The organism is Streptomyces sp. NPDC050423 (assembly GCF_040655445.1).
GTDB lineage: Bacteria > Actinomycetota > Actinomycetes > Streptomycetales > Streptomycetaceae > Streptomyces.
The window spans coordinates 38112-63942 of the sequence record NZ_JBFAJY010000016.1; the positions used below are offsets into that span (position 1 = coordinate 38112).

General features: G+C 69.8%; 22 protein-coding genes, 3 tRNA genes and 1 pseudogene. 15 read left to right on the forward strand and 11 right to left on the reverse strand.

The window, feature by feature from the left end; genetic code table 11:
* Positions 1 to 163 precede the first annotated feature (163 nt).
* The 4 genes from AB0I52_RS14465 to AB0I52_RS14480 all read right to left on the reverse strand — a co-directional run bounded on the left by AB0I52_RS14465 (position 164) and on the right by AB0I52_RS14480 (position 5269).
* A complete protein-coding gene (locus AB0I52_RS14465; protein WP_363072360.1) occupies positions 164 to 1336 on the reverse strand; it encodes a hydroxylase in 1173 nt (390 codons plus the stop codon).
* Positions 1337 to 1364: 28 nt separating this feature from the next.
* Complete coding sequence (locus AB0I52_RS14470; protein ID WP_363072362.1) at positions 1365 to 2204, reverse strand: alpha/beta hydrolase; 840 nt, start codon at positions 2202 to 2204, stop codon at positions 1365 to 1367.
* A 70-nt stretch (positions 2205 to 2274) separates the two neighbouring features.
* A complete protein-coding gene (locus AB0I52_RS14475) occupies positions 2275 to 3678 on the reverse strand; it encodes an MmgE/PrpD family protein (protein ID WP_363072364.1) in 1404 nt (467 codons plus the stop codon).
* Positions 3679 to 4438: 760 nt separating this feature from the next.
* The gene (locus AB0I52_RS14480; protein WP_363072366.1) at positions 4439 to 5269 is read right to left on the reverse strand and encodes a helix-turn-helix domain-containing protein; all 831 of its coding nucleotides are present in this window, start codon (positions 5267 to 5269) and stop codon (positions 4439 to 4441) included.
* A 249-nt stretch (positions 5270 to 5518) separates the two neighbouring features.
* Here AB0I52_RS14480 and AB0I52_RS14485 point away from each other — a divergent pair, with 249 nt between their 5' ends.
* The 10 genes from AB0I52_RS14485 to AB0I52_RS14530 all read left to right on the forward strand — a co-directional run bounded on the left by AB0I52_RS14485 (position 5519) and on the right by AB0I52_RS14530 (position 15557).
* Positions 5519 to 6490, forward strand: coding sequence for an ABC transporter substrate-binding protein (locus AB0I52_RS14485; protein ID WP_363072368.1), 972 nt, complete (start codon positions 5519 to 5521; stop codon positions 6488 to 6490).
* Entirely contained in the window at positions 6487 to 7311 is an 825-nt protein-coding gene (locus tag AB0I52_RS14490; RefSeq protein ID WP_363072370.1) for an ABC transporter permease subunit, read from the forward strand. The genes AB0I52_RS14485 and AB0I52_RS14490 overlap by 4 nt, the downstream gene beginning before the upstream one ends.
* Entirely contained in the window at positions 7308 to 8096 is a 789-nt protein-coding gene (locus AB0I52_RS14495; RefSeq protein WP_363072372.1) for an ABC transporter permease, read from the forward strand. The genes AB0I52_RS14490 and AB0I52_RS14495 overlap by 4 nt, the downstream gene beginning before the upstream one ends.
* Entirely contained in the window at positions 8093 to 8896 is an 804-nt protein-coding gene (locus tag AB0I52_RS14500; RefSeq protein ID WP_363072374.1) for an ABC transporter ATP-binding protein, read from the forward strand. The genes AB0I52_RS14495 and AB0I52_RS14500 overlap by 4 nt, the downstream gene beginning before the upstream one ends.
* The gene (locus AB0I52_RS14505) at positions 8889 to 10088 is read left to right on the forward strand and encodes a flavin reductase family protein (protein ID WP_363072376.1); all 1200 of its coding nucleotides are present in this window, start codon (positions 8889 to 8891) and stop codon (positions 10086 to 10088) included. Before AB0I52_RS14500 ends, AB0I52_RS14505 begins: the two co-directional genes overlap by 8 nt.
* A 33-nt stretch (positions 10089 to 10121) precedes the next feature.
* Entirely contained in the window at positions 10122 to 11000 is an 879-nt protein-coding gene (locus AB0I52_RS14510; protein ID WP_363072378.1) for a VOC family protein, read from the forward strand.
* A gap of 30 nt (positions 11001 to 11030) precedes the next feature.
* Positions 11031 to 12197, forward strand: coding sequence for a hydroxylase (locus AB0I52_RS14515; protein WP_363072380.1), 1167 nt, complete (start codon positions 11031 to 11033; stop codon positions 12195 to 12197).
* On the forward strand, positions 12197 to 13072 hold the full coding sequence (locus AB0I52_RS14520) for an alpha/beta hydrolase (protein ID WP_363072382.1): 876 nt from the start codon (positions 12197 to 12199) through the stop codon (positions 13070 to 13072). The genes AB0I52_RS14515 and AB0I52_RS14520 overlap by 1 nt, the downstream gene beginning before the upstream one ends.
* 37 nt (positions 13073 to 13109) lie before the next feature.
* Positions 13110 to 13970, forward strand: coding sequence for an alpha/beta hydrolase (locus AB0I52_RS14525; protein ID WP_363072384.1), 861 nt, complete (start codon positions 13110 to 13112; stop codon positions 13968 to 13970).
* Between the two features lie 123 nt (positions 13971 to 14093).
* On the forward strand, positions 14094 to 15557 hold the full coding sequence (locus tag AB0I52_RS14530) for a 4-hydroxyphenylacetate 3-hydroxylase N-terminal domain-containing protein (protein ID WP_363072386.1): 1464 nt from the start codon (positions 14094 to 14096) through the stop codon (positions 15555 to 15557).
* Between the two features lie 203 nt (positions 15558 to 15760).
* Here the strand turns inward: AB0I52_RS14530 and AB0I52_RS14535 are convergent, their stop codons facing one another.
* Complete coding sequence (locus AB0I52_RS14535; protein WP_363072388.1) at positions 15761 to 15931, reverse strand: hypothetical protein; 171 nt, start codon at positions 15929 to 15931, stop codon at positions 15761 to 15763.
* A 316-nt stretch (positions 15932 to 16247) separates the two neighbouring features.
* On the opposite strand from AB0I52_RS14535, the pseudogene AB0I52_RS14540 reads away from it, so the two are divergent.
* Positions 16248 to 16498 (forward strand): annotated as a pseudogene (locus AB0I52_RS14540) (transcriptional regulator); the annotation flags it as partial.
* 62 nt (positions 16499 to 16560) lie between these two features.
* Here the strand turns inward: AB0I52_RS14540 and AB0I52_RS14545 are convergent.
* The 5 genes from AB0I52_RS14545 to AB0I52_RS14565 all read right to left on the reverse strand — a co-directional run bounded on the left by AB0I52_RS14545 (position 16561) and on the right by AB0I52_RS14565 (position 17956).
* Positions 16561 to 16968, reverse strand: a complete 408-nt coding sequence (locus AB0I52_RS14545; protein WP_363072390.1) for a PIN domain-containing protein — start codon at positions 16966 to 16968, stop codon at positions 16561 to 16563.
* Positions 16965 to 17198, reverse strand: coding sequence for a type II toxin-antitoxin system VapB family antitoxin (locus AB0I52_RS14550; RefSeq protein ID WP_363072392.1), 234 nt, complete (start codon positions 17196 to 17198; stop codon positions 16965 to 16967). The genes AB0I52_RS14545 and AB0I52_RS14550 overlap by 4 nt, the downstream gene beginning before the upstream one ends.
* Positions 17199 to 17484: 286 nt before the next feature.
* Positions 17485 to 17561: transfer RNA gene (locus AB0I52_RS14555), tRNA-Ile, on the reverse strand.
* Positions 17562 to 17805: 244 nt separating this feature from the next.
* Positions 17806 to 17878: transfer RNA gene (locus AB0I52_RS14560), tRNA-Asn, on the reverse strand.
* Positions 17879 to 17883: 5 nt separating this feature from the next.
* A tRNA-Asn gene (locus AB0I52_RS14565) sits at positions 17884 to 17956 on the reverse strand.
* Between the two features lie 181 nt (positions 17957 to 18137).
* Here AB0I52_RS14565 and AB0I52_RS14570 point away from each other — a divergent pair.
* From AB0I52_RS14570 to AB0I52_RS14585, 4 genes are all read left to right on the forward strand, one after another.
* The gene (locus AB0I52_RS14570) at positions 18138 to 18437 is read left to right on the forward strand and encodes a YtxH domain-containing protein (protein ID WP_363072527.1); all 300 of its coding nucleotides are present in this window, start codon (positions 18138 to 18140) and stop codon (positions 18435 to 18437) included.
* A 67-nt stretch (positions 18438 to 18504) separates the two neighbouring features.
* A complete protein-coding gene (locus AB0I52_RS14575) occupies positions 18505 to 19950 on the forward strand; it encodes an FGGY family carbohydrate kinase (protein ID WP_363072394.1) in 1446 nt (481 codons plus the stop codon).
* Between the two features lie 215 nt (positions 19951 to 20165).
* The gene (locus tag AB0I52_RS14580) at positions 20166 to 21899 is read left to right on the forward strand and encodes an ABC transporter ATP-binding protein (RefSeq protein ID WP_363072396.1); all 1734 of its coding nucleotides are present in this window, start codon (positions 20166 to 20168) and stop codon (positions 21897 to 21899) included.
* Positions 21899 to 23830: an ABC transporter ATP-binding protein gene (locus AB0I52_RS14585; RefSeq protein WP_363072398.1), complete on the forward strand. Its 1932-nt coding sequence runs from the start codon at positions 21899 to 21901 to the stop codon at positions 23828 to 23830. The genes AB0I52_RS14580 and AB0I52_RS14585 overlap by 1 nt, the downstream gene beginning before the upstream one ends.
* On the opposite strand, the gene AB0I52_RS14590 is transcribed toward AB0I52_RS14585, so the two are convergent.
* Positions 23827 to 25479, reverse strand: coding sequence for an IS1182 family transposase (locus AB0I52_RS14590; protein ID WP_363072400.1), 1653 nt, complete (start codon positions 25477 to 25479; stop codon positions 23827 to 23829). The genes AB0I52_RS14585 and AB0I52_RS14590 overlap by 4 nt on opposite strands.
* Between the last annotated feature and the right edge of the window lie 352 nt (positions 25480 to 25831).

Consider the following 25831-nt stretch of genomic DNA (forward strand, 5'->3'; position numbering starts at 1 on the left):
GGAGTACGGTGCGGAACAGGCATACGGGCTACCCTCCAAGAAGGAATGGTCGTGGTGGTGACAAGTTCTCCGGACGGGGCGCGAGGGCAGCGTGCGCCTCCCCATCGCGCTGCCACAGGCGGCTTCGTCGTCTGTGGGCGGCGGGCCGGGCCCCGCGAGTCCCTCAGAAGAGCACCGACCCCGGCAACGGGAGACCGAACGTGTTCAGGCCGTAGGCCTGGTAGATCGGGTCGGCGTTGTTGCTGGCGTGGTTCATCGCGGCGTGGATGTCACGCCAGCACCGCTGGAGCGTGGAGTCGCTGCGCAGCGCGGTGCCGCCGGCGTGCAGGAACAACTCGTCGACGGCGTCGACCGCGCGACGGGCGATGCGGACCTGGTTGCGGCGGACCCGGAGCCGTTCCTCGGGCGAGAACCGCTCGTCACGCTGTGCCTGCTCCCACATCCGCGCGATGTCGTCGAAGAGCTGGACCTCACCCGCCTCCAGATCGGAGATCGCCCGGCCGAGCACGGCGAGCTGATGCGGGTCGTTGGCGGTCTTCACCCCGCGTGCGGTGACCCGGTTGCGCATCGAGGCGATGAACGCCGCCAAGGCGCCCTGCGCCATCGCGACCGTGGCGGTGGTGATGCCGGCGGTGAACATCGGGTGGAACGGCATCCGGTACAGCGGCGAGTCACCGCGGCCGACCTGGTGGGCCAGGCCGCCGTCCTCCATCGGCAGCGGGTCGAGGACCCGGTGCGCCGGGATGAACTTGTCCTTGATCAGGATGTCCTTGCTGCCGGTGCCGCGCAGCCCCACGACGTCCCAGGAGTCGTGCATGATCTCGTAGTCCTTCCGGGGAAGGACGAAGTGGCGCAGTCCGCCCGGAACCGGCTTGCCGTCCTCGTCCACGATCAGGCCGCCGAGGACGATCCACCGGCAGTGATCGGTGCCCGAGGAGAAGGGCCAGCGCCCGCTGAACCGGAACCCGCCCTCGACCGGGGTCGCGCGCCCCAGCGGGGCGTACGGCGAAGCGATCCAGGTGTCCGGGTCCTCTCCCCAGATCTCCTTCTGCAGGGTGATGTCCATCTGGGCCACCTCGAACGCGTGAACGCCGACCACACCGGCCACCCAGCCCGCGGAGGAGGAGTGGACGCCGATGTCACGCAGGGTGCGGAAGAAGTCGACCGGAGCGGCCTCGTGGCCGCCGAACTCGGCCGGCTGAAGCATCCGGATGACGCCGCTGGAACGCAGCACCTCAGCCGTCTCGTCGGTCAGCCGGCCCAGCTCGTCGCTGGGTGCGGCCTCGGCGGCGATCTCCTCGGCGCGGGCCAGGATCCGCTCGTGTACCTCGTGCATGGCAGAAGCCCTTTCTTCCTCTTCTTCCTCAGTTGTGGAGAAGGAAGTCGGTGACGGTGCGGTTGAACTCGTCGGCGTGCTCGAGCTGGGCCCAGTGGCCGCAGCCGGCCAGCAGCACCATCCGCGAGCGGGGCACCAGTGAGACGAGCTTCAGTGAGCTCTCGTAGTGCACGACCCGGTCGTCGCGGCCGTGGACGAACAGGGACGGTGCGGTGATGCCGGCGATCTGGGCGTGGGTGGCCATGTGCGGGCGCGGCCGGCCGATGCCGTCGGCGAAGTTGACGAGGTGGTCAGGACGCTCGACCGCAGCCCGGTGGCGCCGGCGGACCAGTTCCGGCGAGGCGTGCGTCGGGTCGAAGGTCATGACGTCGACCAGGTCGCGGAAGTTCTCCTCGGTGGGCTCACGGTAGGTCCGCTGCAGCACCTTCACGCCCTCGCTCGGCCCGCCGCCGGGGACGAAGAGGTGGGCGCCGCCGACTCCGGCGCCCATGGTGACGAGGTGGCTGGTCCGACCCTGGTGGGTCGCGGCGAACATGACCGAGGTGGCGCCGCCCATCGAGTTGCCGATGAACGCCGCCTGCTCGATCTCGAGGGCGTCGAGGAACTCCAGCGCGGTCGCGGCGTGGTCGCGGTCGTCGTAGCCGACCGGGTCGGACTTGCCCCATCCGGGCATGTCGACGGCCAGGCAGCGGAACCGCTTGCCCAGCTCGCGGATGTTCGCCGCGAAGTTGTTCCAGCCGGTCGCGCCGGGGCCGGAGCCGTGCAGCAGGACGAGTGGGTGGCCCTCGCCGTACTCGTGGTAGTGGACGCGCCCGCTCGGCAGTTCCACGAAGCGGCTGGTCGCTTCCTCGGTGAAGGTGTCGGTCATGATCGGGTTTCTCCTGGTGTCGGGTACGGCGCGACGCGCGTCGCGGCCAAGGGGGAGGCTGGAGGCCGGGTCAGCCACGTGCGAACGGCCCGGCGAGGAGTGCCTGCAGGTCCTGCGGCTCGTCGGCGTCCGGAACGGCGTGCAGCGCGTCGAACCAGGACTCGTTCGCGGGTCCCCGTCCCACGCACTGGTGGAACTTGGCGGCCAGCTCGGCGGGCGAGAGCGGCCGGTGCGAGTCGCCACGGGAGTGGTGGACATCGCGGACCAGGAGCCGGTCGTCGCCGGTGTGCAGCCGGACGACGGTGTGGCCCGGTTCCTCGGCCGACGGCCGCTCGGTGAGTTCGATCCGGTCCATCAGCTCGGCGACACCCTGCCGCTTCAGGGCCTCGTCGGTGAAGTCGCCGAGCAGTACGTTTCCGGTCAGCAGGGCGACGGCGAGGGTGTACTCCAGGGAGAACTTGGCCTCGAGTCCGTTGCCCGGAGCGGTGTCCCGCAGTGGCCGGGTGCCACCGTGTTCGAGGGTCACCGTGATCCGCGAGATCCGGTCGACGTCGGCGCCCAGTTCCTCGCGCAGGAAGAGTCCCGCGTCGATCGCGCGCTGGGTGGCGAAGCAGGAGGGGTAGGCCTTGATCGCGTAGTCGTCGACCCAGCCGGTCGCCCAGTGTTCCAGCCGCTCACCCAGGACCGCCGTGCGCTGTGGGTCGTGGTCGCCGAAGAGGTCGAGGAAGCCGCCGCGCGCCTCCAGCTGGGCGGGGTTGGCGGTGAAACCGCGACCGGCCAGCCCTACGGCCATCACGGCGTCCCGGGCTGCCAGGCCGGCGTGCATCGGCTTGGTCATCGTGCCGAAGTTCGCCAGACTTCCGGACGCCTGGGAGGCTGCGAGGCCCAGGGCGTGGGCGGTCACATCGCCGTCCAGACCGAGCAGTCGGCAGGCCGCGGCGGTGGCTGCCAGTCGTCCGGTGGTGGAGGTGTTGTGCCAGCCCCGGCCGTAGTGGACGGCGTGCGGGAGCGCCTCGGAAACCGCGCGGAAGACGGCGGAGCCGACGCTGTAGGCGACGTCGATTTCGGCTCCGGTCACCGGACGGCGGGCAGCGAGCGCGAAGAGTGTCGGCAGCAGGACGGCGGCGGGGTGCATCGCCATCGAGGGAGCGGCGTCGTCCCAGTCCAGGGCGTGCGCGGCGGTGCCGTTGACCAGGGCGGCGTCGGCGGGCCCGAGCCTGCGCGCGGAGCCCCACACGGCCGCCGACCCTGCCGGCGCGACGGCGCAGGAGGGTGCCTGGTCCTCGACCCAGTCGCGCACCAGCACGGCCGCCGGTGTGGTGAGCCCGGCGACGGCGACCCCGACGGTGTCGACCGTCAGGCCGCGCAGGGCCGCGCGGGTGACGGGCGTGGTGTGGCGGTCCCGTCCGCAGACGAAGTCGACCAGCTGCGCGGTCGCGCCGATCTGCTGCGGCACGGGGGAGGCGACGCTCACGGCTGTCCTCTCGATGGTGGGCTGCGGGCCGCCCGGCGACCCTCGGTGACCAGTCTCGGAGGACGGGGCGCCGAGCGGTCCGCGGCTCGCATCCAGCGGAAAGCGAGTTGGTGAGCGGGGTGCGACGGAGGTCTCGGCGGCCGGGCGAAACGGCGCGGACGGGCTCGTACCTGCCCGTCGGAACAGCCCGCACGACGGCACCACATGCCTGCTGGCCGAAACAGCCCGGGCCCGCATCGGCCGGTCCGGCGGCCCGCTCGCGCCGGGGGGGGAACGCCTCGACGTCCGGGGCGCGGGAAGACAGTGTCAACCCGGGGCACGTGGCAGCTGACGGCCGGGTCCGTCGGCCGGTGGCGGTGCCGCCCTCAGCCGGACACCGGATGCCGAGGGCACCGCGCCGTCCGGCCGGGGCCCGGCCGGAGGGGCCCGGCCGGAGGGGCCCGGCCGGAGGGGCCCGGCCGGAGGGGCCCGGCCGGAGGGGCCCGGCCGGAGGGGCCCGGCCGGAGGGGAACGGCCGGAGGGGAACGGCCGGGAAAGGACATGAATGCCGCCAGGGGGAGCCACACGGACCCAGCGCTCCCCCGTTCCGAAGGGCATGAAGGCCGACGCCCTCTCCGGTCGGCAGGGCAAGCCGTCATCCATGAGGTGACGCCTCCGCACCACACGCACAGGAGCCGCCCACCGCCGCCTGCCCCGGCTCAGGAGCCGGCTGCCGAGCGGACCGGCCCCGCTCCCCACATCACCGGTGCACCCCGCGCCCTCACCCGGCGGACGATGCGGCCGATTGCCCGGCTGACCCGGGTCGGGGCGGAAAACCGTCCCTCCAGGCGTGCGTTCCGCCGAGCGTGGGTGCGTCCAGGGTGCCGCGCAGGCCGGCGGAGATGTCCCGGGCGGTCGTCCGGGCCTGGCGTCCCAGGGACACCGGCGGATGCTGGCCCCGGCGACCGCCGATCATCACACAGGTGCTCACCGTCTGGTCCTCGGCGAAGACGGGGGCGGCGGCCCAGACCAGCGGAGAGGTGTACTGCGCGCCGGTGGGAGAGTGTGCGAAGCCGATCTGCCGCACCTGGGCGAGTGTCTGCCGCCAGGCGAACTGCTCCTGGCTGCGCAACGGGCGCGACGCCGGTCGGCGGTCCGGGTCACTTCCCCAGGCCAGGAGGACCAGGCCCGCGGGGTGCTCGTCCAGCGTCGGCGATCCGAGCTGCTCCCAGACCCGGACCGTGTTGCGGCCGGCGATCTTGTCGATGATGTGCAGCCGGTCGCCTTCGCGGGTCACCAGGGCGACCGGCAGCCGGGTACTCGCGTGCAGGTCGACAAGGGCCGGGCGGGCGCAGTCGCGCAGCACCCGGATGTCCGGGACTCCGTGGCCGAGCCGCCACAGGCGTGGGCCGAGCCGGTAGCGGCCACGGCCGGTCCGCTCGATGGCACCGTGCTCGGAGAGGTTGGCCAGCATGCGGTGCACGGTCGCCGGCGGCAGCCCGGTCACCGCGCAGATGTCGGCGACCGAGCGCTCGGGCTCGCCGCCGGTGAAGCAGCCGAGGATGTCGAAGGCCCGCGCCAGCACACCGCGCTTGCCGTTGATCTCACTCATCTCGGCTCCATCCCGCCCGCGTCCGACGTTCTCCGTCGGCCAACCATTTTCAGCCAAAACATATGTGCATACGGAACGTACGCGACGTCCTGCGTTACGTCGAGGTTTCCACGAGAGCCGAGTTGAAATTCCGATTGGTGAGGGATCGGCCCCCTTGAGGGTCCCGTTTTGCCACTGTCGTCTTGCCCGCCACGGACGCATCTTCCCAACGAGCCGCACTCCCGGGCACGACAGAAGGACTGGACCCGCATGGCTTCCACTCGTTTTCGCGCTCTCGCCGCGACCGCAGTCGCGGCGCTGGCCCTGTGTACCGCCTGCTCCTCCGACAGCTCCGGCTCGGACGCGTCGGCCGACGGGCAGCTCAATCTCGCCGTCTTCGCCTCGCTCAACGGCGTCCCGGCCTTCGCCGCGGACGACGAGGGCGTGTTCGAGAAGCACGACCTGGACGTCAGGATCAGCACGGCGAAAACGTCCACCGAGATGGTCCCGCAGCTGCTCGGCGGCAAGGTGGACCTCGCTCTGGTGGACACCGCTACCTCGCTCATCGCCGCGGGACAGGGCGTCGACCTGGTCTATGTCGCCGGCGCGACCGATGGGGGCATCCCCAAGGGCCAGGAGAAGTTCAGCTTCGCCAACGTGTGGGTCAAGAAGGACTCGCCGATCAAGTCGCTGGCCGACCTGACCGGCAAAACCGTGGGCGTGCCGCAGATCAAGAGCGCGCCCTGGGTCGACCTGCGCGGTTCCGTCGACGAGGCCGGCGGCGACAGCTCCTCCATCAAGTTCGTCGAGTCCCCGGACACCCTGGCCGCCCTGAAGTCCGGCCAGGTCGACGCGACCACCACGCCCGAGCCGGTGGGCACCGTGGAACGCGCCAAGGGCGACCTGCGTGCGCTCGGGCCGGTCAACTCCGGCGGCGGCGGGATGGCGTACGTCTGGGTCGCCACCCGGGACTTCGCCGAGGCGAACAAGGAGACCGTCAAGGTGTTCGGCGAAGCGGTGCGGGAGGGCAACAAGCTGGTCAACGGCGACCGTGAGCTGCTGGTGAGGACGGCCGCCGAGGTCCTCGACGCGGACGCGGGCCTCCTGGAGAAGGCCGCGTTCCCGGTCTACACCGAGGAGCCGCTGACCACCGAGGACGTCGACTTCTCGGTCGAGTACATGGACAAGTACGACCTGTTCGAGAAGGGTGCCCCGGACGCCGCGAAGCTGGTCGGGCCGTGACCGGCACGAAGCCCACGGCGACGACCGGCACGAAGCCCAGGGCCGCGTCTTTCGGCATCCGGCGCCTGGCCAACCGGCTGCTGGCGATCCTCGTCGCGCTCGCCGTCTGGTACGTGTTCGCCAGCGGGCCCGGGTCCTCCAGCGGCTTCCCGACCCCGCTGGAGAGCTTCCGGACCGCCGTCGACCTGGCCGGGACCGGTGCCTACTGGTCGAACATCGCCACCTCGGTCGAGACGGCCCTGCTGGGCCTGGGACTCGCCGTCCTGGTCGGCGTGCCGGTGGGCCTGCTGATCGGGGCCAACGAACGCGTCCGGCACAGTACCCAGCTGCTCCTCGACTTCGGCCGGACGGTTCCCGCGATCGCGCTGCTGCCGCTGTTCCTGCTGCTCTTCGGCGCGACCCGCGAGCTGGGCCTGATCCTGATCCTGGTCTCGGCGGTCTGGCCGGTCATCATCCAGACGTCCTACGCGGTCGGGGAGATCTCGCCCCAGCTGCGCCGGGTCGCGCGCGCCTACCACCTGACGCGGTGGCACCGGCTGCGCCATCTGCTGGCACCGTCGATGTTCCCGTTCGTCTTCGTCGGCCTGCGGATCGCCGCGACGCTCTCCCTGCTGATGGCGATCAGCTCGGAGTTCCTCGGCGGTTCCGACGGTCTCGGCTACGCCCTGCTCCAGGCGATGCAGATCAACGACACCGAGCGGGCGTTCGTGTACTCGTTCACTGCGGCGGTCCTCGGCCTGCTGCTCAACCTGTTCTTCGTGCTGCTGCAGCGTCGCGTGCTGTGGTGGCACCCCTCAGTCCGCAAGGGAGGTGCGGCATGAACCGGACGCTGAAGGTCGCGTCGCTGGTCGCACGGGAAGTGTGGCTCCCGGTTCTGCTGGTCGCCGTCTGGTGGTGGCTCAGTGCCGGCAGTACCTCGCTCTACTGGCCCGCGCTCTCGGAGATCAGCGGCCGTTTCGTCGACCTGTGGTTCTTCGACCACCTGATCGAGGACGCGCTGCCCAGCGTGGTCCGGCTGGTCGTCGGCTTCGGAATCGGATTCGTCGGGGCCGTGGTTCTCGGCCTGGTGCTCGGGTCCGTCCCGGCGCTGGAGGACGCGACCCGGCCGCTGGTGGAGTTCATGCGGGCACTGCCCAGCGTGGCGCTGCTGCCGATCATGATGCTGCTGCTCGGCACCGACGACGACATGAAGGTGATCACCATCGCCTTCGTCTCCACTTGGCCGATCCTGCTCAACACCGTGGAAGGCGTCCGGTCCGTCGACCCCGTCCTGCATCAGGTCGCGGCCGGCTACCGGCTCAGCACCTGGCACCGGATCCGCTACGTCGTCGTCCCCGCCGCCATGCCCCAGGTCTTCGCCGGTGCCCGGGTGGCGCTGTCGATGTCGGTGGTGGCGATGGTGCTCACCGAGATGGTCGGCAGTCCGGGCGGGCTCGGCTACTTCGTTCTCGACTCGCAGCGCACGTTCGACATCGTCGCGATGTGGACCGGCCTGATCGTGCTGGGCCTGATCGGCTACGCGGCGAACAAGGCCTTCGGACTCGTCGAGGCCCGGGTGCTGGCCTGGCACCGCGGTTACACCAAGCAGAAGGAGGATCAGCGATGAAGGCGCAGACCACCCCGGACACCGATACGCCGGGCGCCGGCGTCACCGACCCGGTCATGCAGATCCGCGGGCTGGGCCACAGCTACGGCGAGCGCCAGGTCCTCGAGGGCCTGGACTTCGAGGTCGGCCGCGGCGAGCTCATGTGCATCGTCGGACCGTCGGGCGTCGGCAAGACCACGCTCCTGGAGTGCCTGACCGGGCTCCGCCGCCCCAGCGAGGGCCAGGTGCTGTTCGACGGCAAGCGGATCGAGGCACCGCCGCGCGGGCTGGCCATCGTCTTCCAGGACTACAGCCGGTCGCTGATGCCTTGGCTCAGCGTGCTCGACAACGTCGTACTGCCGCTGCGCTCGGCGGGCGTGACCAAGGACGAGCGGGACCGGACCGCCAGGGAGGCCCTCGCCGAAGTCGGTCTCTCCGACTTCACCGACTCCTACCCCTGGCAGCTCTCCGGCGGGATGCAGCAGCGGGTCGCGATCGCACGGGCGCTGGCCTACCGGCCGGCCGTGGTGGTGATGGACGAGCCGTTCGCCTCAGTGGACGCCCAGACCCGGGCGGACCTGGAGGACCTGCTGCTGCGGGTCCGCGAGCACCTGGGCATCACGGTGCTGCTGGTCACCCACGACATCGACGAGGCCGTCTACCTCTCCGACCGGGTGCTCGCCCTGGGCGGGAAGCCGGCCGGAATCCGGCAACTGCTCGCCGTGGATCTTCCCGGCCCGCGTGAGCAGGTCACCACCAAGGCGCTACCTCGTTTCGCCGAGCTGCGCAGCCAGGTCTACCGTCTGATCCGCAATGTCTGAGCCGACCACGGGCGCGGCCCTGACCGCGATCGACCCGCACCTGTTCCGCGAGGCTCTGGGGCACTACCCGACCGGGGTGGCCCTGATCACCGCGGCCCTCGACAGCGGCGAGCACATCGGGATGGTGGTGGGCACGTTCACCTCGGTCTCGCTGGACCCGCCCCTCGTCGCGTTCCTGCCCGACCGCGGCTCGCGCACCTTCGCCCGGCTGCGGGAGGCGAGCACCTTCTGCGTCAACGTGCTCGCCGCCGACCAGGCCGACCTCGTCACGAGCTGGCGCGGTCCGGAGTCGTTCGCCGGCGTCGAGTGGCGGCCCTCGCCGTCCGGCGCGCCGATCCTCAGGGACTCGGTCGCCTGGATCGACTGCGCCTACCACCAGCTGGTCGACGCCGGTGACCACTACATCGCGCTCGGCGAGGTCCGCTCTCTGGACGTGCAGCGGCCGACCTCTCCGCTGCTCTTCTTCCAGGGAGGCTTCGGCGGCTTCGCGCCCTCGTCGTTCCTGGCACCGGCCGACCACGACCTGATCCGGGCCGCCCGGCTCAGCGAGGCGGCGATGGAGCCGCTGGCCGCCCTGGCCGCCGAGGAGTCGGCCGATGTCTCGCTGCTCGCGCTGGTCGGCGACCACGACGTGGTGATCGGTACCGAGCGCGGCTCGGCGACGCGCACCTATTTCGAGATCGGCCTGCGGCTGCCCCATCTGCCGCCGACAGGCGCAGTACACCTCGACCCCGGGGACGAAGCCGCCGTCACCCGCTGGCTGGACCGGCTGCCGCGCAAGGACGGCGCCGCGCGCGAGCGCTGCCGGGAGATCCTGGAACGGGTGGCCGTCCAGGGCTACTCGCTCAACCTGGTGGGCCACGGCCCGGACCAGGAGACCTGGCAGGACGTCACGCGGTACATCCACGGCGAGCCGACACCGCACCGCCAGCGTCAGGTGCTCACCATGCACCTGGACCACCTCGACTACTACGAGCCCGAGCTGGATCCGGACGACACCTACGACGTCCGCTCCATCACGGTGGCGGTGCCGTTGGACGGCGCCCCGCGGCTGGCGGTGCGGATGTCCTTCCCGCCGGGAGGGGCCGACGGCGCGACCGTCGCCCGGTGGGGCGCCCAGGTACGCGACCGGGCCGCCGAGGTCGCCGACCTGATCCAGATCCGGTTCGGCCAGGACCGTGTGCTGGGCTGAACCCACCCTCAGAGAACGACTGCAAGGAGAGACATGACCGCCCGTGTCACCGCCCTGGGCTACCTACAGTTCACGGCCACCGACCTCGACCACTGGCAGGACTTCGGCCGGCGGGTGCTCGGGCTGATGGCCGACCGCCGCAGCGACGACCGCCTGCTGTTCCGCATCGACGAGAAGGCCTACCGGCTCGAGGTGCGCCCCGGCGAGCGGGGCGGCGTCTCGGCGGTCGGCTGGGAGACCAAGGGACCCGCCGAACTCGCCGAACTGGAGGCGCGCCTGGTCGCCGCCGGATACGAGGTGACCCGGCCCGGCGAGGCGGTGGCCAAGGAACGGATGGTCTCGGACCTGATCCGGTTCCGTGACCCCGACGACTGCTACGACCACGAGATCTTCTGGGGCCTGAGCACTTCCTCGGTGCGGTTCGCCTCCCCGATCGGCGCGGAGTTCGTCGCCGGGAGCGAGGGCCTGGGACACGTACTGCAGGTGGTCTCGGACCGTGCCCGCTACGAGTCGCTCTTCCTCGACGTGCTGGGATTCCGGCTCTCCGACCACATCGACCTCGCCCCTGACCTGGCGGCGACGTTCCTGCACTGCAACCCGCGCCACCACTCCTTCGCATTCACCCCGAAGGTGGAGGGCCGCCCGCTGGGCGTGGGCCACTTCATGCTCGAGGTCACCGACCTCGACGTGATCGGCCGGGCGATGGAGCACATCGAGGACGAGCCGCACCGCCTGCTGAAGACGTTCGGTCGGCACAGCAACGACCGGATGACCAGCTTCTACCTGCTGACCCCGTCCGACGTGGGACTCGAGTTCGGCACCGGCGGCATCAAGATCGACGACGAGACGTGGACGCCCACGCGGTACGACACCGCGCACTTCTGGGGCCACCACTCCGTCGACCACCACTGACCCGACTGCCACACCAGAGAGGAAGGCGCCATGAACGCCGTGCTTGACCGCGTGATGGAACACGCCGAGCTGCTGGAGAGCGACGGACCTGTGTCCGAGGAACTCGGCCGGGTCAGCGACGAGGTCGCTGCCGTGCTGCGCGAGTCCGGTGTGATCCGGATGCTCCAGCCCCGTGACTTCGGCGGCTTCGAGTCCCACCCGACCGACTTCCTGCGCACCGCCTACGAGATCGGCCAGCGCAACGGTGCGGCCGGCTGGGTCACCGGCGTGGTGGGCGTGCACCCGCACGAGCTCGCCCAGGGCGACCCGCGGATGCAGCGCGAGATCTGGGGCGAGGACCCCGACACCTGGGTCGCCTCGCCGTACGCCCCGATGGGACGGGCGCGGCCGGTGGAGGGCGGCTACGTCTTCAACGGCCACTGGCCGTTCTCCTCGGGCACCGACCACTGTCAGTGGGTGATGATCGGCGGCCTGATCACCGACCAGGAGGGCAACGTCACCGACCGGGAGACGATCCACTTCGTCATCCCGCGCAGCGACTACGAGATCCTGCACGAGTCCTGGGACGTCATCGGGCTGCGCGGCACGGGCAGCAAGGATATCGTCGTCAAGGACGCCTTCGTACCGGAGCACCGGCTGATCCGGACCAACCCGGTCACCGACGGCAGCGCCGGGTCGATCGCGGGCCGTGACGCACCGCTGTACTCGATGCCACGCAACGTGGTCTTCTCAGGCGCGGTCACCACGGCGACGATCGCGCAGGCCCAGGGCACCCTCGCCGCGTACGTCAAGTGGACCCGGGAGCGCAGCAGCCGGTTCGGCTCCGCCAGCCGCGACCCGTTCCAGCTCTCCGTGCTGGCTCCGGCGGCCGCCGACATCGACGCCAGCATCGGTCACGTCCTGCACGACATGGACCGGGCGTTCGACATCGTCTCCTCCGGACGGCTGCTCACCCTGTCCGAGCGTGCCGAGATCCGCCGCAACCAGGTCTCCGCCTCGCACCGCGCGGCCGCGGCCGCCGACGAGATCTTCAAGGTCAGCGGCGGCTCCCAGCTGCACGCGAAGAACCCGATGCAGCGCATGTGGCGCGACTGCCAGAGCGCCCTGCACCACGTGCAGAACTACGCCGGCCCGCTGTACCAGGCCTACGGTATGAACTACTTCGGCGGCGAGATGCCTGCGGCGGTGAAGGTCTGATGACGGTCGGCATCCCCGAACCGCTCACCCGGGAGTCCACGTCCCGGTTCGTCACGGTCGACGGCACCCGTATCCACTACCACGAGGCGGGCACCGGCCCGGAGGTCCTGCTGTGCGTCCACGGCGGGGCGCCCGGGGCCTCGGGCTGGGGCAACTTCGGCACGAATCTCGCCGAGCTGTCCCGGAATGCCCGGGTCCTGATCGTGGACCTGCCCGGCTACGGCCGGTCCGACGCCATCGAGCTGTCCGGCGGCAAGTACCGGCCCTACGCCGACGTGTTCGCCGCGATGCTCTCCGAGCTGGGCATCGCGCGAGCGAGCGTGGTCGGCCTCGCGACCGGCGGCGCGGTCGCGATCGCGATGGCCCTGCACCACGCCGAACGCGTGGACCGGCTGGTGCTGGTCTCCAGCGCCGGCGGGGTGCCGCTGTTCAGCACGATGCCCTCCGAGGGCCAGAAGGCGATCCGCTCCTACTACGCGGGCGAGGGCCCGTCGCGGGAGAAGATGCGCGCCTACCTGCGGATGATGATGTTCGACCCCGGGCTGGTCACCGACGAACTCGTCGAGGAGCGGTACCAGGAATCGGTCGCCGGCGGCGAGGAGCGCCGGGCCGGTGCCGAGTCGGCGGGTGTGCCGGCCGAGCCGCTGTGGCAGGAGCTGGGCCGGATCGCGGTGCCGACGCTGATCGTCTGGGGCACCGAGAACCGGGTGCAGGGCTTCGACAACGCCCTCTTCCTGCTCAAGCAGATCCCCGACGCCCAGCTGCACCTGTTCAAGCGCACCGGACTGTGGGTGCCCCACGAGCGGGCCTCGGAGTTCACCCGGCTGGTGCTCGGATTCCTCGCCGAGCGTACGGCCGACCAGGCCGCCGTCTGAACCCGCCCGAGCCGGGCCGAGATCCAAGGAGAAGAAGATGACGTACACGAGCGTGTGGTCGGACCTGGCGCAGGTCGAGTTCCGGCAGGGGTACCTGGAGACGGGACCGTACCGCACCCGGTTCCTCCAGTCGGGCAGCCCGGACAAGCCGTTGCTGCTGATGCTGCACGGGATCACCGGGCACGCCGAGGCGTACGTGCGGAACCTGGCCGCGCACGCGGAGCACTTCAACTGCTACGCGATCGACTTCATCGGCCACGGCTACTCCACCAAGCCCGAGCACCCGCTGGAGATCCCGCACTACCTCGACCAGGTCAATCGAGTGCTGGACGCACTGGGTCACGAGCGCGCGTACTTCAGCGGGGAGTCGCTGGGAGGCTGGGTGACCGCGCGGTTCGCACAGCTGCACCCCGCGCGCACCGAGCGGATCGTGCTCAACACCATGGGCGGCACGATGGCGAACCCCCAAGTGATGGAGCGGTTGCTGACGCTGTCGACGCAGGCCGCCGAGGACCCCTCCTGGGAGCGGGTCAAAGCCCGTCTGGAGTGGCTGATGGCCGACCCGTCGATGGTCACCGACGACCTGGTCAGGACCCGGCAGGCGATCTTCGAGCAGCCAGACTGGAAGATGGCCTGCCGGATGAACATGGCGCTGCAGGACCTGGAGACCCGGCAGCGCAACATGCTCGGCGACGACGACCTGCGCGCGATCCGTGCCGAGGCACTGGTCGTGTGGACGACCAAGGACCCGTCGGGTCCGGTGGACGAGGGGCGCCGCATCGCGGACCTGATCCCGCGCGGCCGGCTCGCGGTCATCGAGAACGCCGGCCACTGGCCCCAGTACGAGCAGACCGAGGTCTTCAACAGGATCCAGCTCGACTTCCTGCTGGGCCGCTGACCTCGGCCGGGCAGTCACCACAACGACCCGGCGGCCCCCCGGAGTGCCCAGGCGCAGGACCGGGCCGCCCACCTCAGGTCCCGCTCGGACGCACTAGCAAGCCTCACCACAAGGAGTGACGACATGGGACTTCGTTCGGGTGCCGCGTACCTGGAGGGTTTGAGGGACGGGCGCAGCCTGTACGTCAACGGTGTCCGGGTCGACGACGTCACCGCCCACCCTGCTTTCCAAGGCGTGCTCGCGACGCTCGCCGGACTTTACGACCTCCAGTCGGACCCGGAGTTCACCGATGTCCTGACGGTGCAAGACACCGCGACGGGGGAGCGGTACAGCACCACCCTGCTCGAGGCGCGGGACCACGAGGACGTACTGACCCGGCAGCGCTGTGACCGGCTCAGGACCGAGCTCACCTACGGCATGATGGGGCGACTCCCCGACTTCATGAACGCCTACCTGCTCGATGTCAGGAGCAGCCTCGAGCATGTCGGCAAGCACGAGGAAGCGGCCCGGATGGGCGACTACCTCGCGCGGCTGCGCCAGGAGGACCTCGCGGTGACCCATACCCTGGTGGACCCGCAGAGCGACCGCTCGACGCGGGACGCCCCGCCGGAGGCAGTGCGGATCGTGGAGCGGCGCGAGGATGGCATCGTGATCCGCGGCGCGCGTCTGCTGTCCACCCTCGCCCCGGTGGCCGACGAGGTCTTCGTCGGCCCGTACGTGCCGCGCCGGCCTGGCCAGGAGGACTACGCCCTGGTCTGCACGCTTCCGCTCGACGCTCCTGGCCTCAAGATCGTCTGCCGGCAGGCGTACGACCGCGGGGACGGCCTGTTCGACACCCCGCTGAGCGGCCGGTTCGACGAGGGCGATGCGATCCTCGTCTTCGACGACGTCTTCGTCCCCCAGGACCGGGTCGTCGTCGCCGGCGACCTGGACGCCTACAACAACGTGGTGCGCAGCGCGGTCGGCTACGGCCCGCTCCAGGGCGCGGCACGCAGCACCGCCAAGCTGAAGTTCCTGGCCGGCCTGGCCACCGTGGCGGCACGGACCACGGGCCGGGCCGCCTCGCCGCGCTACCAGGAGGAACTCGGCGAGGTCATGGGCCTGCTGAACGTCGCCGAGGGCATCCTCGACGGGGCCGCGCTCGACCTGAGCCGCCGGATCGGCGAACGTCGCGACCCCGGGTCGGTGCGGCGTGGCCACGGCTGTCCGAGTGAGGAGTCGCGGGTCGGCATCGCGGCGTTGACGTTCTTCTTCCCGCACGCGATCGCCAAGGCCGTCGAGGTGCTCCGGATGGTCGCGGGCAGCGGCGCGATCGTGATGACCGAGGGCGAGCTGCGGCATGAGGAGATCGGTCACCTCGTCGAGACGTACGTCCACGGCCCGGGGATCAGCGCCGAGCGCCGCCTCCAGGTGATGCGGATGGTCTGGGACATGACCTGCAGCCCGTTCGCCGCCCGCCAGGCACTCTACGAGCGCTACTACACCGGCGACCCGATCGTCGGCAGGGTGCTGTTCTTCAACGCTCCGAAGACCCGCGAGGCAGAGGCCCTCGCCGAGCGCCTGCTGGGGGCCGCGCCTACGAACTGACCCGCGCTCACCACGCGGGCGCAGGGGTTTCAACGTTCCCTGTCGCCCTGGCCGAAATCAGGCGGTGCCGAGCACATCCGCGGCTGCGCCGTCGGCAGGGACGGAGTGGTGGCAAAACCGGCCAGAACTGCGTTCACGCTCTCCCCTACCCGCGGCCTCGATAGACAACACAGCCAATGGCGATGCGCGGGTGGGCCGTAGGTTCAATCCAGGCCATGATGCGGTACATCGTCGTGCGAGGCGCCCGAAACGCAACCCGTTGTGGCACCCATGCCGTTGACGTAGAGGAAGGTCCCAGCTCCGTGACCAGGCGTGGTCGGCCAGCGGTTGAAGTTGACGACCAGGGCCTTGGCGTACTGCGTGGGGTAGTTCATGGGGTGCACACTCCCCCGCTCCCCGGTCCAGACAAGTGGAAAGTCGGCACCTGCGTCGGTGTGCATCGGGGTGTCCAGCCCAACGGAGTCGGGCTGGACATCGCGGGCGATGAAATCGGGCCGCAGGGCAGCTCGTGGATCGGGGATCGAGGCCAGATGCCGTCGCCTGCGATGCAGGCCTGCCGGGAACTGGCACGAGCACTCCATTCCGACGCGGGCCAAGAAAGAACCTGAGCGATCGAGATCGAGCCGAGGACGTCGCGACAGCGTCCAAGGCGGTCCACCACGGGAACGTAGCCGGGTCGCCCTGACCCGGCGGAATCCGTACTCGCACATCTCCGACTCATTCAGGGTGGCGTGCGGAGCTCGTCCGGCGTTCGCGGACTTCGTCGCGACCGTCGCGCGAGCGCTGCGGATTGACGTCACCGTACTGACGGGCCAGCCGTACGTAACCCCAATGCAGGAGGACCGGCTCGCCGAACCGATACGCCCATCCGTGAGCCCCTCGACCTGTACGACCTTGGAGATGACCTCCAGTTCACCACCCGCACGGTCAGTGAACTCGTCACCGTCACCGAGGCAAGTTGGCTACCTGAGTTGATCGAGCGTTGTTCGAACTCAATGAAGAGTCAGGCGCACACGTCTCGTTGCTGCACTTCCTTCAGGACCGCCCCCACCGTGGCGAAGTGGTTGTCCACGTGAAGCACCGTGTGACCGTGATGGACCGCCGTCGCGCACACCAGGAGATCGATGGCTCCGGCGGCGCGGTGCTGCGCTCGCTGGGTGAGTTTGTACTGCGCGGTGTCGACCCAGCGCCACGCGGTCTTGGGAACCGGCGAGAGATGGCAGAGATCATCCAACTCTTCGGCCAACTCATCCCGATGGGCCGGGCTTGTGGCCGAGCAGAGGAACTCCGCCCTCGTGGGCTCGCAGATATGGAACACGCCGGCGGCGATGTGCCCTTCCCAGGGCCGCAACGCACCCGGCGTACGGAAGAGGTACCACAGAGCGGACGTGTCGAGGAGGTAGGTGATCACTCGAAAGCTGCCCGCCGGACACGCTTGGCAGCCGCATGCGCCGCAGCCGCAGCCTCGAACTCGCCCCGCTCACCACGCGCGGCCAGCTTCTCAGCGGCCTCCAGCCGCTTGATGCGCGCTACATAGTCCCGTAGAGCCCCGTTGACTGTGTCCTTCTTCGTCGAGACACCCATGAGCCGCATCGCCTCGGCCAGCGCCTCGTCATCGAGATCGACCTGAGTCACAGACATACCAGTCACCCCTCACCATGAGTCCATGATGTACATAGCCATGATATGTCACCAACATTTGCGGGTGGCAGCTCATCGTGCTCGCGACAGGGCGGAAGACGGCCGCCACGGGCGTACGTCCGGTGGCCGGAACCGATGCGGGAGATGTCACCACTCAGGCGTTCACCGGCCATGCCGTGAGCCATCCGAAGGAGCCTGCGGCGAGTCGCTGCGGCGTTCCTGCGGCGCATGACGTGCCCCGGCTAGCGTCGCAACGTCGTTCCCACTGGTCACAACGTTTCTGCTGTGGTGGGGCGGGTGGGACTCGAACCCACGGCCGACGGATTATGAGTCCGCTGCTCTAACCGGCTGAGCTACCGCCCCTTTTCGGCCTGGCGCGTACATGTGTGCGCGCCGTCTGCCGCAGCATAGCCGGTCATACGATCTCTCGCTCCGGATGCCCGGGTACTCGTGACCATGAAGACTGCGCTGCTCCGTGCCCGGTTCCGGGCGACGTGAAGTTGACGCGAAAGAGTCACGCCGGCCCCACGCGCACCACCGAACCGGACCGCCGGAGGGCCGGTTCGGGCACGCGAAAAAGGACCCCGCAGGGCCCTCTTCCGTTCCGCTCCCCCGACTGGACTCGAACCAGTAACCCTCCGGTTAACAGCCGAATGCTCTGCCAATTGAGCTACAGGGGATCGCGCTCCCCCGACTGGACTCGAACCAGTAACCTGCCGGTTAACAGCCGGCTGCTCTGCCAATTGAGCTACAGGGGATTGCTGCGTCGCCTCGAACGACACCTGCCTGGCGGCTGCCGGGCGGCGGACGTTCGCTGCGACACATACATTAGCGCAAGCAGGGGGGTGCTTTGCCAATCGGTATCGGCCGGGGTGATCTCCGGTGCCCGCGGGTAGGCGGGCAGCACACGTCGCACGGAGTGAAGGAAGGGTGACAGCCATGCGGTACCGGCTCACGTTCATCGCCGGAGTGGCCCTCGGTTACGTGCTCGGCACGCGTGCCGGGCGCGAGCGCTACGAGCAGCTGAAGAAGTCCGCACGTCAGTTCGCCCAGAACCCGGCCGTGCGCAACACCTGCGAGTCGGCGGCCCAGAGCGGCCGTGAGTTCGCCGGGAAGGCGTACCACGCGGTGGGCGACAAGGTCGGCGAGAAGGTGCCGGCGTCCGTGGCGGACCGGGTGCGGTCGCTGCGCGGGCGCGGTGCGAACGGCGCGGACGACTGGGGAACGACCAACACCTGAGGCCTCGTCATCAGGTCTGCCGCACCGCCGGTGCGGGAATGGTCCGGCGGTGCGGCAGAATCTGTGTATGGGCATAGTCGCCGGCTTGGACAGTTCTTCCGCCTTCACGCACATCGTGGTCTGCGATACGGACACGGGTGCCGTACTGCGCCAGGGGTACGCCGCACACCCCGTGGAGGCGAAGGCCTCCGAGGTCGACCCGCAGGTATGGCTGCTCTCACTCGGTGAGGCGGCCGCCGGCGGGCTGCTCGAAGGCGTGCAGGCCATCGGGGTGGCCGCGCAGCAGCACGGGCTCGTGCCGCTGGACCGCCAGGGCAATCTCGTGCGTCCCGCGCTGCTCGGCAACGACAAGCGGGCGCAGGTCGCCGCCGCTGATCTGATCGACGGGCTGGGCGGGCGGCAGGCCTGGGCCGAGGCGGTCGGGGCGGTGCCGCAGGCCGCTCAGCCGGTGTCGAAGCTGCGCTGGCTGGCGCGGACCGAGCCGGAGACGGCACAGCGGGTCGCCGCCGTGCTCCAGCCGCACGACTGGCTGGTGTGGCAGCTGCTGGGCCGCCCGGCCCGGCGGACGACCGACCGGGGGGCCGCGTCCGGGACCGGTTACTGGTCGGCGGGCAGTGAGTCCTACCGGCCGGAGCTGGTGGAGCTGGCGCTCGGCCGGGAGGCGGCGCTGCCCGAGGTGCTCGGTCCCTGCGAGGCTGCCGGGACGACGCCCGAGGGGCTGCTGATCTCGGCGGGTACCGGCGAGACGATGGCGGCGGCGTTCGGGCTCGGGGTCGGGGTCGGCGATGCCGTGGTGTCGCTGGGGGCCTCGGGCTCGGTGATGGCGGTGCACCACGAAGCGCTGGCCGATCCGACCGGGATGATCACCTCGTTCGCGGACGCCACCGGGATGCACCTGCCGGTGGTGCACACGTCGAACGCGGTACGGGCGCTGCGCGGCACCGCCGAGATGCTGGACGTGGAGGGGCTGGAGGAGCTGTCGGCGCTGGCGCTGAAGTCGACGCCGGGCGCCTCGGGGCTGGTGCTCCTGCCGTATCTGGAGGGTGAGCGGACCCCGCAGCTGCCCCACACCGCGGGGACGCTGAGCGGGCTGCGGCGTGAGTCGATGAAGCCGGAGCACCTCGCGCGGGCCGCGTTCGAGGGGATGCTCTGCTCGCTGGCCGACGCGCTGAACGTGCTGCGCGGCCGCGGGGTCGAGGTGCGGCGGGTGTTCCTGCTGGGCGCCGCCGCCGAACTGCCGGCCGTGCGGGCGCTCGCGCCCATGCTGCTGGGGACGCAGGTGGTCGTTCCGGAGCCGGCGCAGTACGCGGCGCTGGGTGCGGCCCGGCAGGCGGCCTGGGCACTGGGGGTCTCGCAGGGGACGCTCGATCCGCGCACTCCCCCGGTCTGGCAGGACGCCGCGGCGCAGGTGCTGGATCCCGGCGAGGAGCTGGCGGTCGGTCAGGCGGTGCGTCAGCAGTACGTGGCGACGCGGGACCAGATCCACCCCGGGGCCTTCGACGCCGGGCGCTGACACGCGGGGCGCGCGCCGGCACCCCGGCGGTCGACGGCGCGCGCCGGGGTGCCTACCTTCGGTGACACCGCCGGGGGGCGGCGCGGAGTTCGGTGGCAAAATTATGGACCCGGTCTTTTTTTTGACCTGGACTTGAATAAAATCGTTCGCGGTCCCGGTGAGCGGTGCCGGAAAATGGGTCGACTCCCGACCTATGCCGACTCCGAGAGACACGCGTGCTCATAAAACTCCTGCGGGCCTGCCTCGGTCCGTACAAGAAACCGATCGCGCTGCTGGTGGTCTTCCAGCTGCTCCAGACCTCCGCCGCCCTCTATCTGCCCACCCTGAACGCCGACATCATCGACAACGGTGTCGTCAAGGGGGACACGGGATACATCATTCAGTACGGCGGCGCCATGATCGTCGTCAGCATCGCCCAGGTGGTCTGCAACGTCGGGGCCGTCTACATCGGTGCCCGTACCGCGTCCGCACTGGGCCGAGACGTCCGGGCGTCGGTCTTCGACCGGGTCCAGTCGTTCTCCGCGCGTGAGCTCGGCCGGTTCGGCGCACCGTCGCTGATCACCCGTACGACCAATGACGTCCAGCAGGTCCAGATGCTGGTCCTGATGACGTTCACGCTGATGGTCTCGGCACCGATCATGTGTGTCGGCGGCATCATCATGGCGCTCGGCCAGGATGTCCCGCTGTCCGCGGTGCTCCTCGCGGTGGTGCCGGTCCTCGGGATCGCGGTGAGCCTGATCGTGAAGCGGATGCGTCCGCTGTTCCGCACGATGCAGGAGCGGCTCGACACGGTGAACCGGGTGCTGCGCGAGCAGATCACCGGCAACCGGGTCATCCGCGCCTTCGTCCGCGACGGTTACGAGGAGAAGCGGTTCCGCGGCGCCAACACCGAGCTGACGGACGTGGCACTGTCCACCGGGCGGCTGATGGCACTGATGTTCCCGACCGTGATGACGGTCGTGAACGTGTCGTCGATCGCCGTCGTCTGGTTCGGCGCGCACCGGATCGACAGCGGCGGGATGCAGATCGGGGCGCTGACCGCGTTCCTCTCCTATCTGATGCAGATCGTCATGTCGGTCATGATGGCCACCTTCATGTTCATGATGGTGCCGCGTGCCGAGGTCTGTGCCGAGCGCATCCAGGAGGTCCTGGAGACCGAGTCCAGCGTGGTGCCGCCGGTCGATCCGGTGACCGAACTGCGCGCCCACGGGCATCTGGAGGTCCGGGGTGCGAACTTCCGCTACCCCGGCGCCGAGGCGTCGGTGCTGCGGTCGGTGGATCTGATGGCCAGGCCCGGCGAGACGACCGCGATCATCGGGTCGACGGGCAGCGGCAAGTCGACGCTGCTCGGTCTCGTACCCCGGCTGTTCGACGTGACGGACGGCCAGGTGCTGGTCGACGGGACGGACGTACGGACGCTGGATCCGGCGCTGCTGGCGAAGACCGTGAGCCTGGTCCCGCAGAAGCCGTATCTGTTCTCCGGAACGGTCGCGACCAATCTGCGGTACGGGAACCCGGACGCGACCGACGAGGAGCTGTGGCACGCGCTGGAGGTCGCACAGGCCAAGGAGTTCGTCGAGGGTCTGGAGCACGGGCTCGACGCACCGATCGCGCAGGGCGGCACCAATGTCTCCGGCGGGCAGAGACAGCGGCTGTCGATCGCCCGGACGCTGGTTCAGCAGCCGGAGATCTACCTCTTCGACGACTCGTTCTCCGCGCTGGACTACGCCACGGACGCCGCGCTGCGCGCGGCACTGCTGCGGGAGACCGCCGCCGCGACCGTGGTGATCGTCGCACAGCGGGTGTCCACCATCCGCGACGCCGACCGGATCCTGGTGATGGACGAGGGCCGGGTCGTCGGCTCCGGCAGTCATCACGAGCTGATGGACGGCAATGAAACATACCGGGAGATCGTGCTCTCCCAGCTGACGGAAGCGGAGGCCGCGTAATGGCCGGGCCTGGCGGACGCATGATGGCGGGCGGGGCACCGACCCAGCGGTCCATGGACTTCAAGGGCTCCACGAAGCGGCTGCTGAAGCGCTTCGCCTCGGAGCGGGCCACGCTGTACGTGATGCTGGCGGCCGGTGCGCTGAGCGTGGCGCTGTCGGTGGTCGGCCCGAAGATCCTCGGCAAGGCCACCGACCTGGTGTTCGCGGGTGTCATCGGCCGGCCGATGCGGGCGGGGACGAGCAAGGAGCAGGCCATCGACCGCCTGCACAAATCCAACAGCGGCCTGGCCGACATGCTCTCCAAGGTGGACTTCGTCCCCGGGCAGGGCATGGACTTCGACGCGATCGGCCGGGTGCTGCTGGCGGCGCTGGCGGTGTACGTCGGTGCCGGGCTGCTGATGCTGGTGTCGACGCGGCTGTCGATCCGGGTGATCAACCGGGTCGTGTTCCAGATGCGCGAGGACATCCAGACGAAGCTGTCGCGGCTGCCGCTCTCCTACTTCGACCAGCAGAAGCGCGGCGAGGTGCTCAGCCGGGCGACGAACGACATAGACAACATCTCGCAGACGATGCAGCAGACGATGGGCCAGCTCATCAACTCGCTGCTGACCATCGTCGGCGTGCTGATCATGATGTTCTGGATCTCGCCGCTGCTGGCGCTCGTCGCCCTGGTGACGGTACCGCTGTCGGTGGTCGTGGCGACCAAGGTGGGCAAGCGCTCGCAGCCGCAGTTCGTCCAGCAGTGGAAGGTGACGGGCAAGCTCAACGCCCACATCGAGGAGATGTACACCGGGCACACCCTGGTGAAGGTCTTCGGCCGGCAGGACGAGTCCGCGCGGGACTTCGCCGAGCAGAACGACGCGCTGTACGAGGCCGGGTTCAAGGCGCAGTTCAACAGCGGGATCATGCAGCCGCTGATGATGTTCGTGTCGAACCTGAACTATGTGCTGATCGCCGTGATCGGCGGACTGCGCGTCGCCTCCGGTGCGCTGTCGATCGGTGATGTGCAGGCCTTCATCCAGTACTCGCGGCAGTTCTCCATGCCGCTGACCCAGGTCGCCTCCATGGCGAACCTGGTGCAGTCCGGGGTGGCGTCGGCCGAGCGGATCTTCGAGCTGCTGGACGCCGAGGAGCAGGACGCAGATCCCGCACCGGGCAAGGGCGCGCACCCGGAGGAGCTGCGCGGCAGCGTCTCGCTGGAGCACGTGTCGTTCCGCTACGACCCGGAGAAGCCGCTCATCGAGGACCTGTCGCTGAGCGTCGAACCGGGTCACACGGTCGCGATCGTCGGCCCGACCGGTGCGGGCAAGACGACGCTGGTCAATCTGCTGATGCGGTTCTACGAGGTGACGGGCGGCCGGATCGCCCTGGACGGGGTGGACGTCGCGACGATGTCGCGCGACGACCTGCGGTCGGGGATCGGCATGGTCCTCCAGGACACCTGGCTGTTCGGCGGGACCATCGCGGAGAACATCGCGTACGGCGCGTCGGGCGAGGTCACCCGGGAGGAGGTCGAGGAGGCGGCGCGGGCGGCCCACGCCGACCGCTTCATCCGTACCCTGCCGGACGGCTACGACACGGTGATCGACGACGAGGGCAGCGGAGTCAGCGCGGGCGAGAAGCAGCTGATCACCATCGCGCGGGCGTTCCTGTCCGACCCGGTGATACTGGTGCTCGACGAGGCGACCAGCTCGGTCGACACCCGTACCGAGGTGCTGATCCAGAAGGCGATGGCGCGCCTGGCGCACGGTCGTACGAGCTTCGTGATCGCGCACCGGCTCTCCACCATCCGGGACGCCGACGTCATCCTGGTGATGGAGAACGGCTCGATCGTCGAACAGGGCACGCACGACGGGCTGCTGGCGGCGCAGGGCGCGTACGCGCGGCTGTACGCGGCCCAGTTCGCGCAGGCGGTCGCAGAGGTCGACTAGCTTGATTCTGTCGGGGATCTTGGAGTCGCCGAGGTTAGCTGCCCCGGGGTTCGCCAGGATTTCAGTCGGGGTAGCTCGCGCTGGTCGAGGTAGTTCTGGAAGGCAGTCGGTCGGCAGGGTGTGGGTGCGTCCTCAGCAGGTGGCAGTTTGCTGAGGCGCTCGATGTTGACGGCGATGGCCGTCAGGACGTGTTGGATGTGGGCTTTCCCCTGTCCTCGGTAGCGGCAGCGCCGCATGCCGTGGCCGTGGGCGAACTCGTTGACCGTGCCCTCCACTCCGGAGCGGACCGCATAGCGGGCCTTCCACTCGGGCGTCTGCTGCTCGCTACGGACGCGAAGTTGCAGGTCGCGTAGTTCTCGCGGGGGAAAGCCCACAGTGCGCGCGCTGTCTGCGGTGCTGGTGCACTGCGCGCGGGCCGGGCAGGGGCGGCACTGGCTTTTGGTGAACCTGGCCACGATCAGCGGGGCCGCGGTGGGCGAGGACGTCGGGTAGGGGCCGTGCCAGCCCGCGCTGACCTGCCCCTGGGGACAGATGACCTGCTGGCGGTCGTAGTCGATGTGGAAGTCGTCCCGGACGAAGCCCCCGTTCCGGCGGTGCTGGCGGGTGGGGTTGCCTGGCAGTGGTCCGGTGACGGTGACCTGGTGTTCACGGGCGGCTTGTGCCAGGTGAGGCAGGGAGGTGTAGCCGCCGTCGACCAAGTGCTCGGCGGGCAGCAGCCCGCGACGCGCCAGGCGGGCGTGGATGCCGGGCAGGACCTGGCTGTCGTGGGTGGTGGCCGCGATGGTGGCCACATCCGTGATCACATTCGGTCCGTCAGGAGCACAGGTCTCGGTCAGATGGGCGGAGAACCCCTTCCAGCTGATGATGTGCCCGTGGCGTGCGAAGCGGGCCGAGGTGTCGTAGGGCGAGACGATCGCCCGGGACGAGGGCGGCAGCCCGGGCCCGTCTTCCTTCTCGGCGGTGCGCCAGCGCAGGTGTCCTGCGGCATCACGGTGGTAGTTCTGCACCACGATCTGGCGCAGGGCCTGGACGCGCGGGCCGGCCGTGTGGTCTGTTCCGTGCCGGTAGAGGTGCTCCAGGAGCCGGACGGCGTCGTTTCCGGTGGCGAGGATTCTCGTCCTGGGCTTAGTGGGGTTCTTGCCCAGGCGGACCGGTCGGCCGTAGCGGAGCCCCCAGTCCTCGTCGACCAGCTCGTCGAGCAGGTGAGGGGAGGTGCCGGCGACTTCTTCGAGTGCGGCACGGACCGCCTCGGTGATCAGCTCCAGGCGGGTCAGGTCCCGCACCAAGGCCAGGACGTGGGTGGAGTCGGTGCGCTGCGTGGTGCGCTCGCGCACCAGTCCGGCCTCCTTGAGACGGTCCAGCGCAAGGTCGAGAAGACGGTCGGCGCGGTCGTCTTCGGCGAGACGGTCGCGGAAATCGGCCAGCACGCTGTGGTGGAAGCCGGGGTCATCCAGCTCCATGGCCATGGCGTATTTGAAGTCGATGCGGCAGCGGACCGCCTCGGCGGCCTGCCGGTCCGAGAGACCGAGCAGGAACTGCAGTACGCAGACGGTGGCCAGTTGAGCGGGCGAGAGACCCGGACGCCCGTCACGCGGGTACCAGTCCGCGAAGTCCTCGTCGCACCACAGCCCATCCAACCGATCGCGCACCCATATTGCCGTCGTACCAGTCGGGTTGCTCGCCCGCGCGATCCGCGCAGTCAGAGGCGGAACTTGCTCACCGGAACGGGGGCAAAGGGACAACGGGCACCTCGACAGCTACATCGGTCGGCGGAACTATCCGAGCATGCCCGTCGATCGTGCTGCCGCACGGGGAAACTCCAAGATCCCCGACAGAGTCAAGCTAGGGAGTGTTTTAAAAGTAGCGTCGGCCGCCCGGAGGGCGGGTCTCGCGTGGTCCGGTGCGTGCAATCGCAAGGCGCCGGGGTGCCCTCGTAGCGGAGCTACTAGGGCATTTCGGCAACGCGGCGAGCGTGCGTGCCGGACCACGCGAGACAGACGG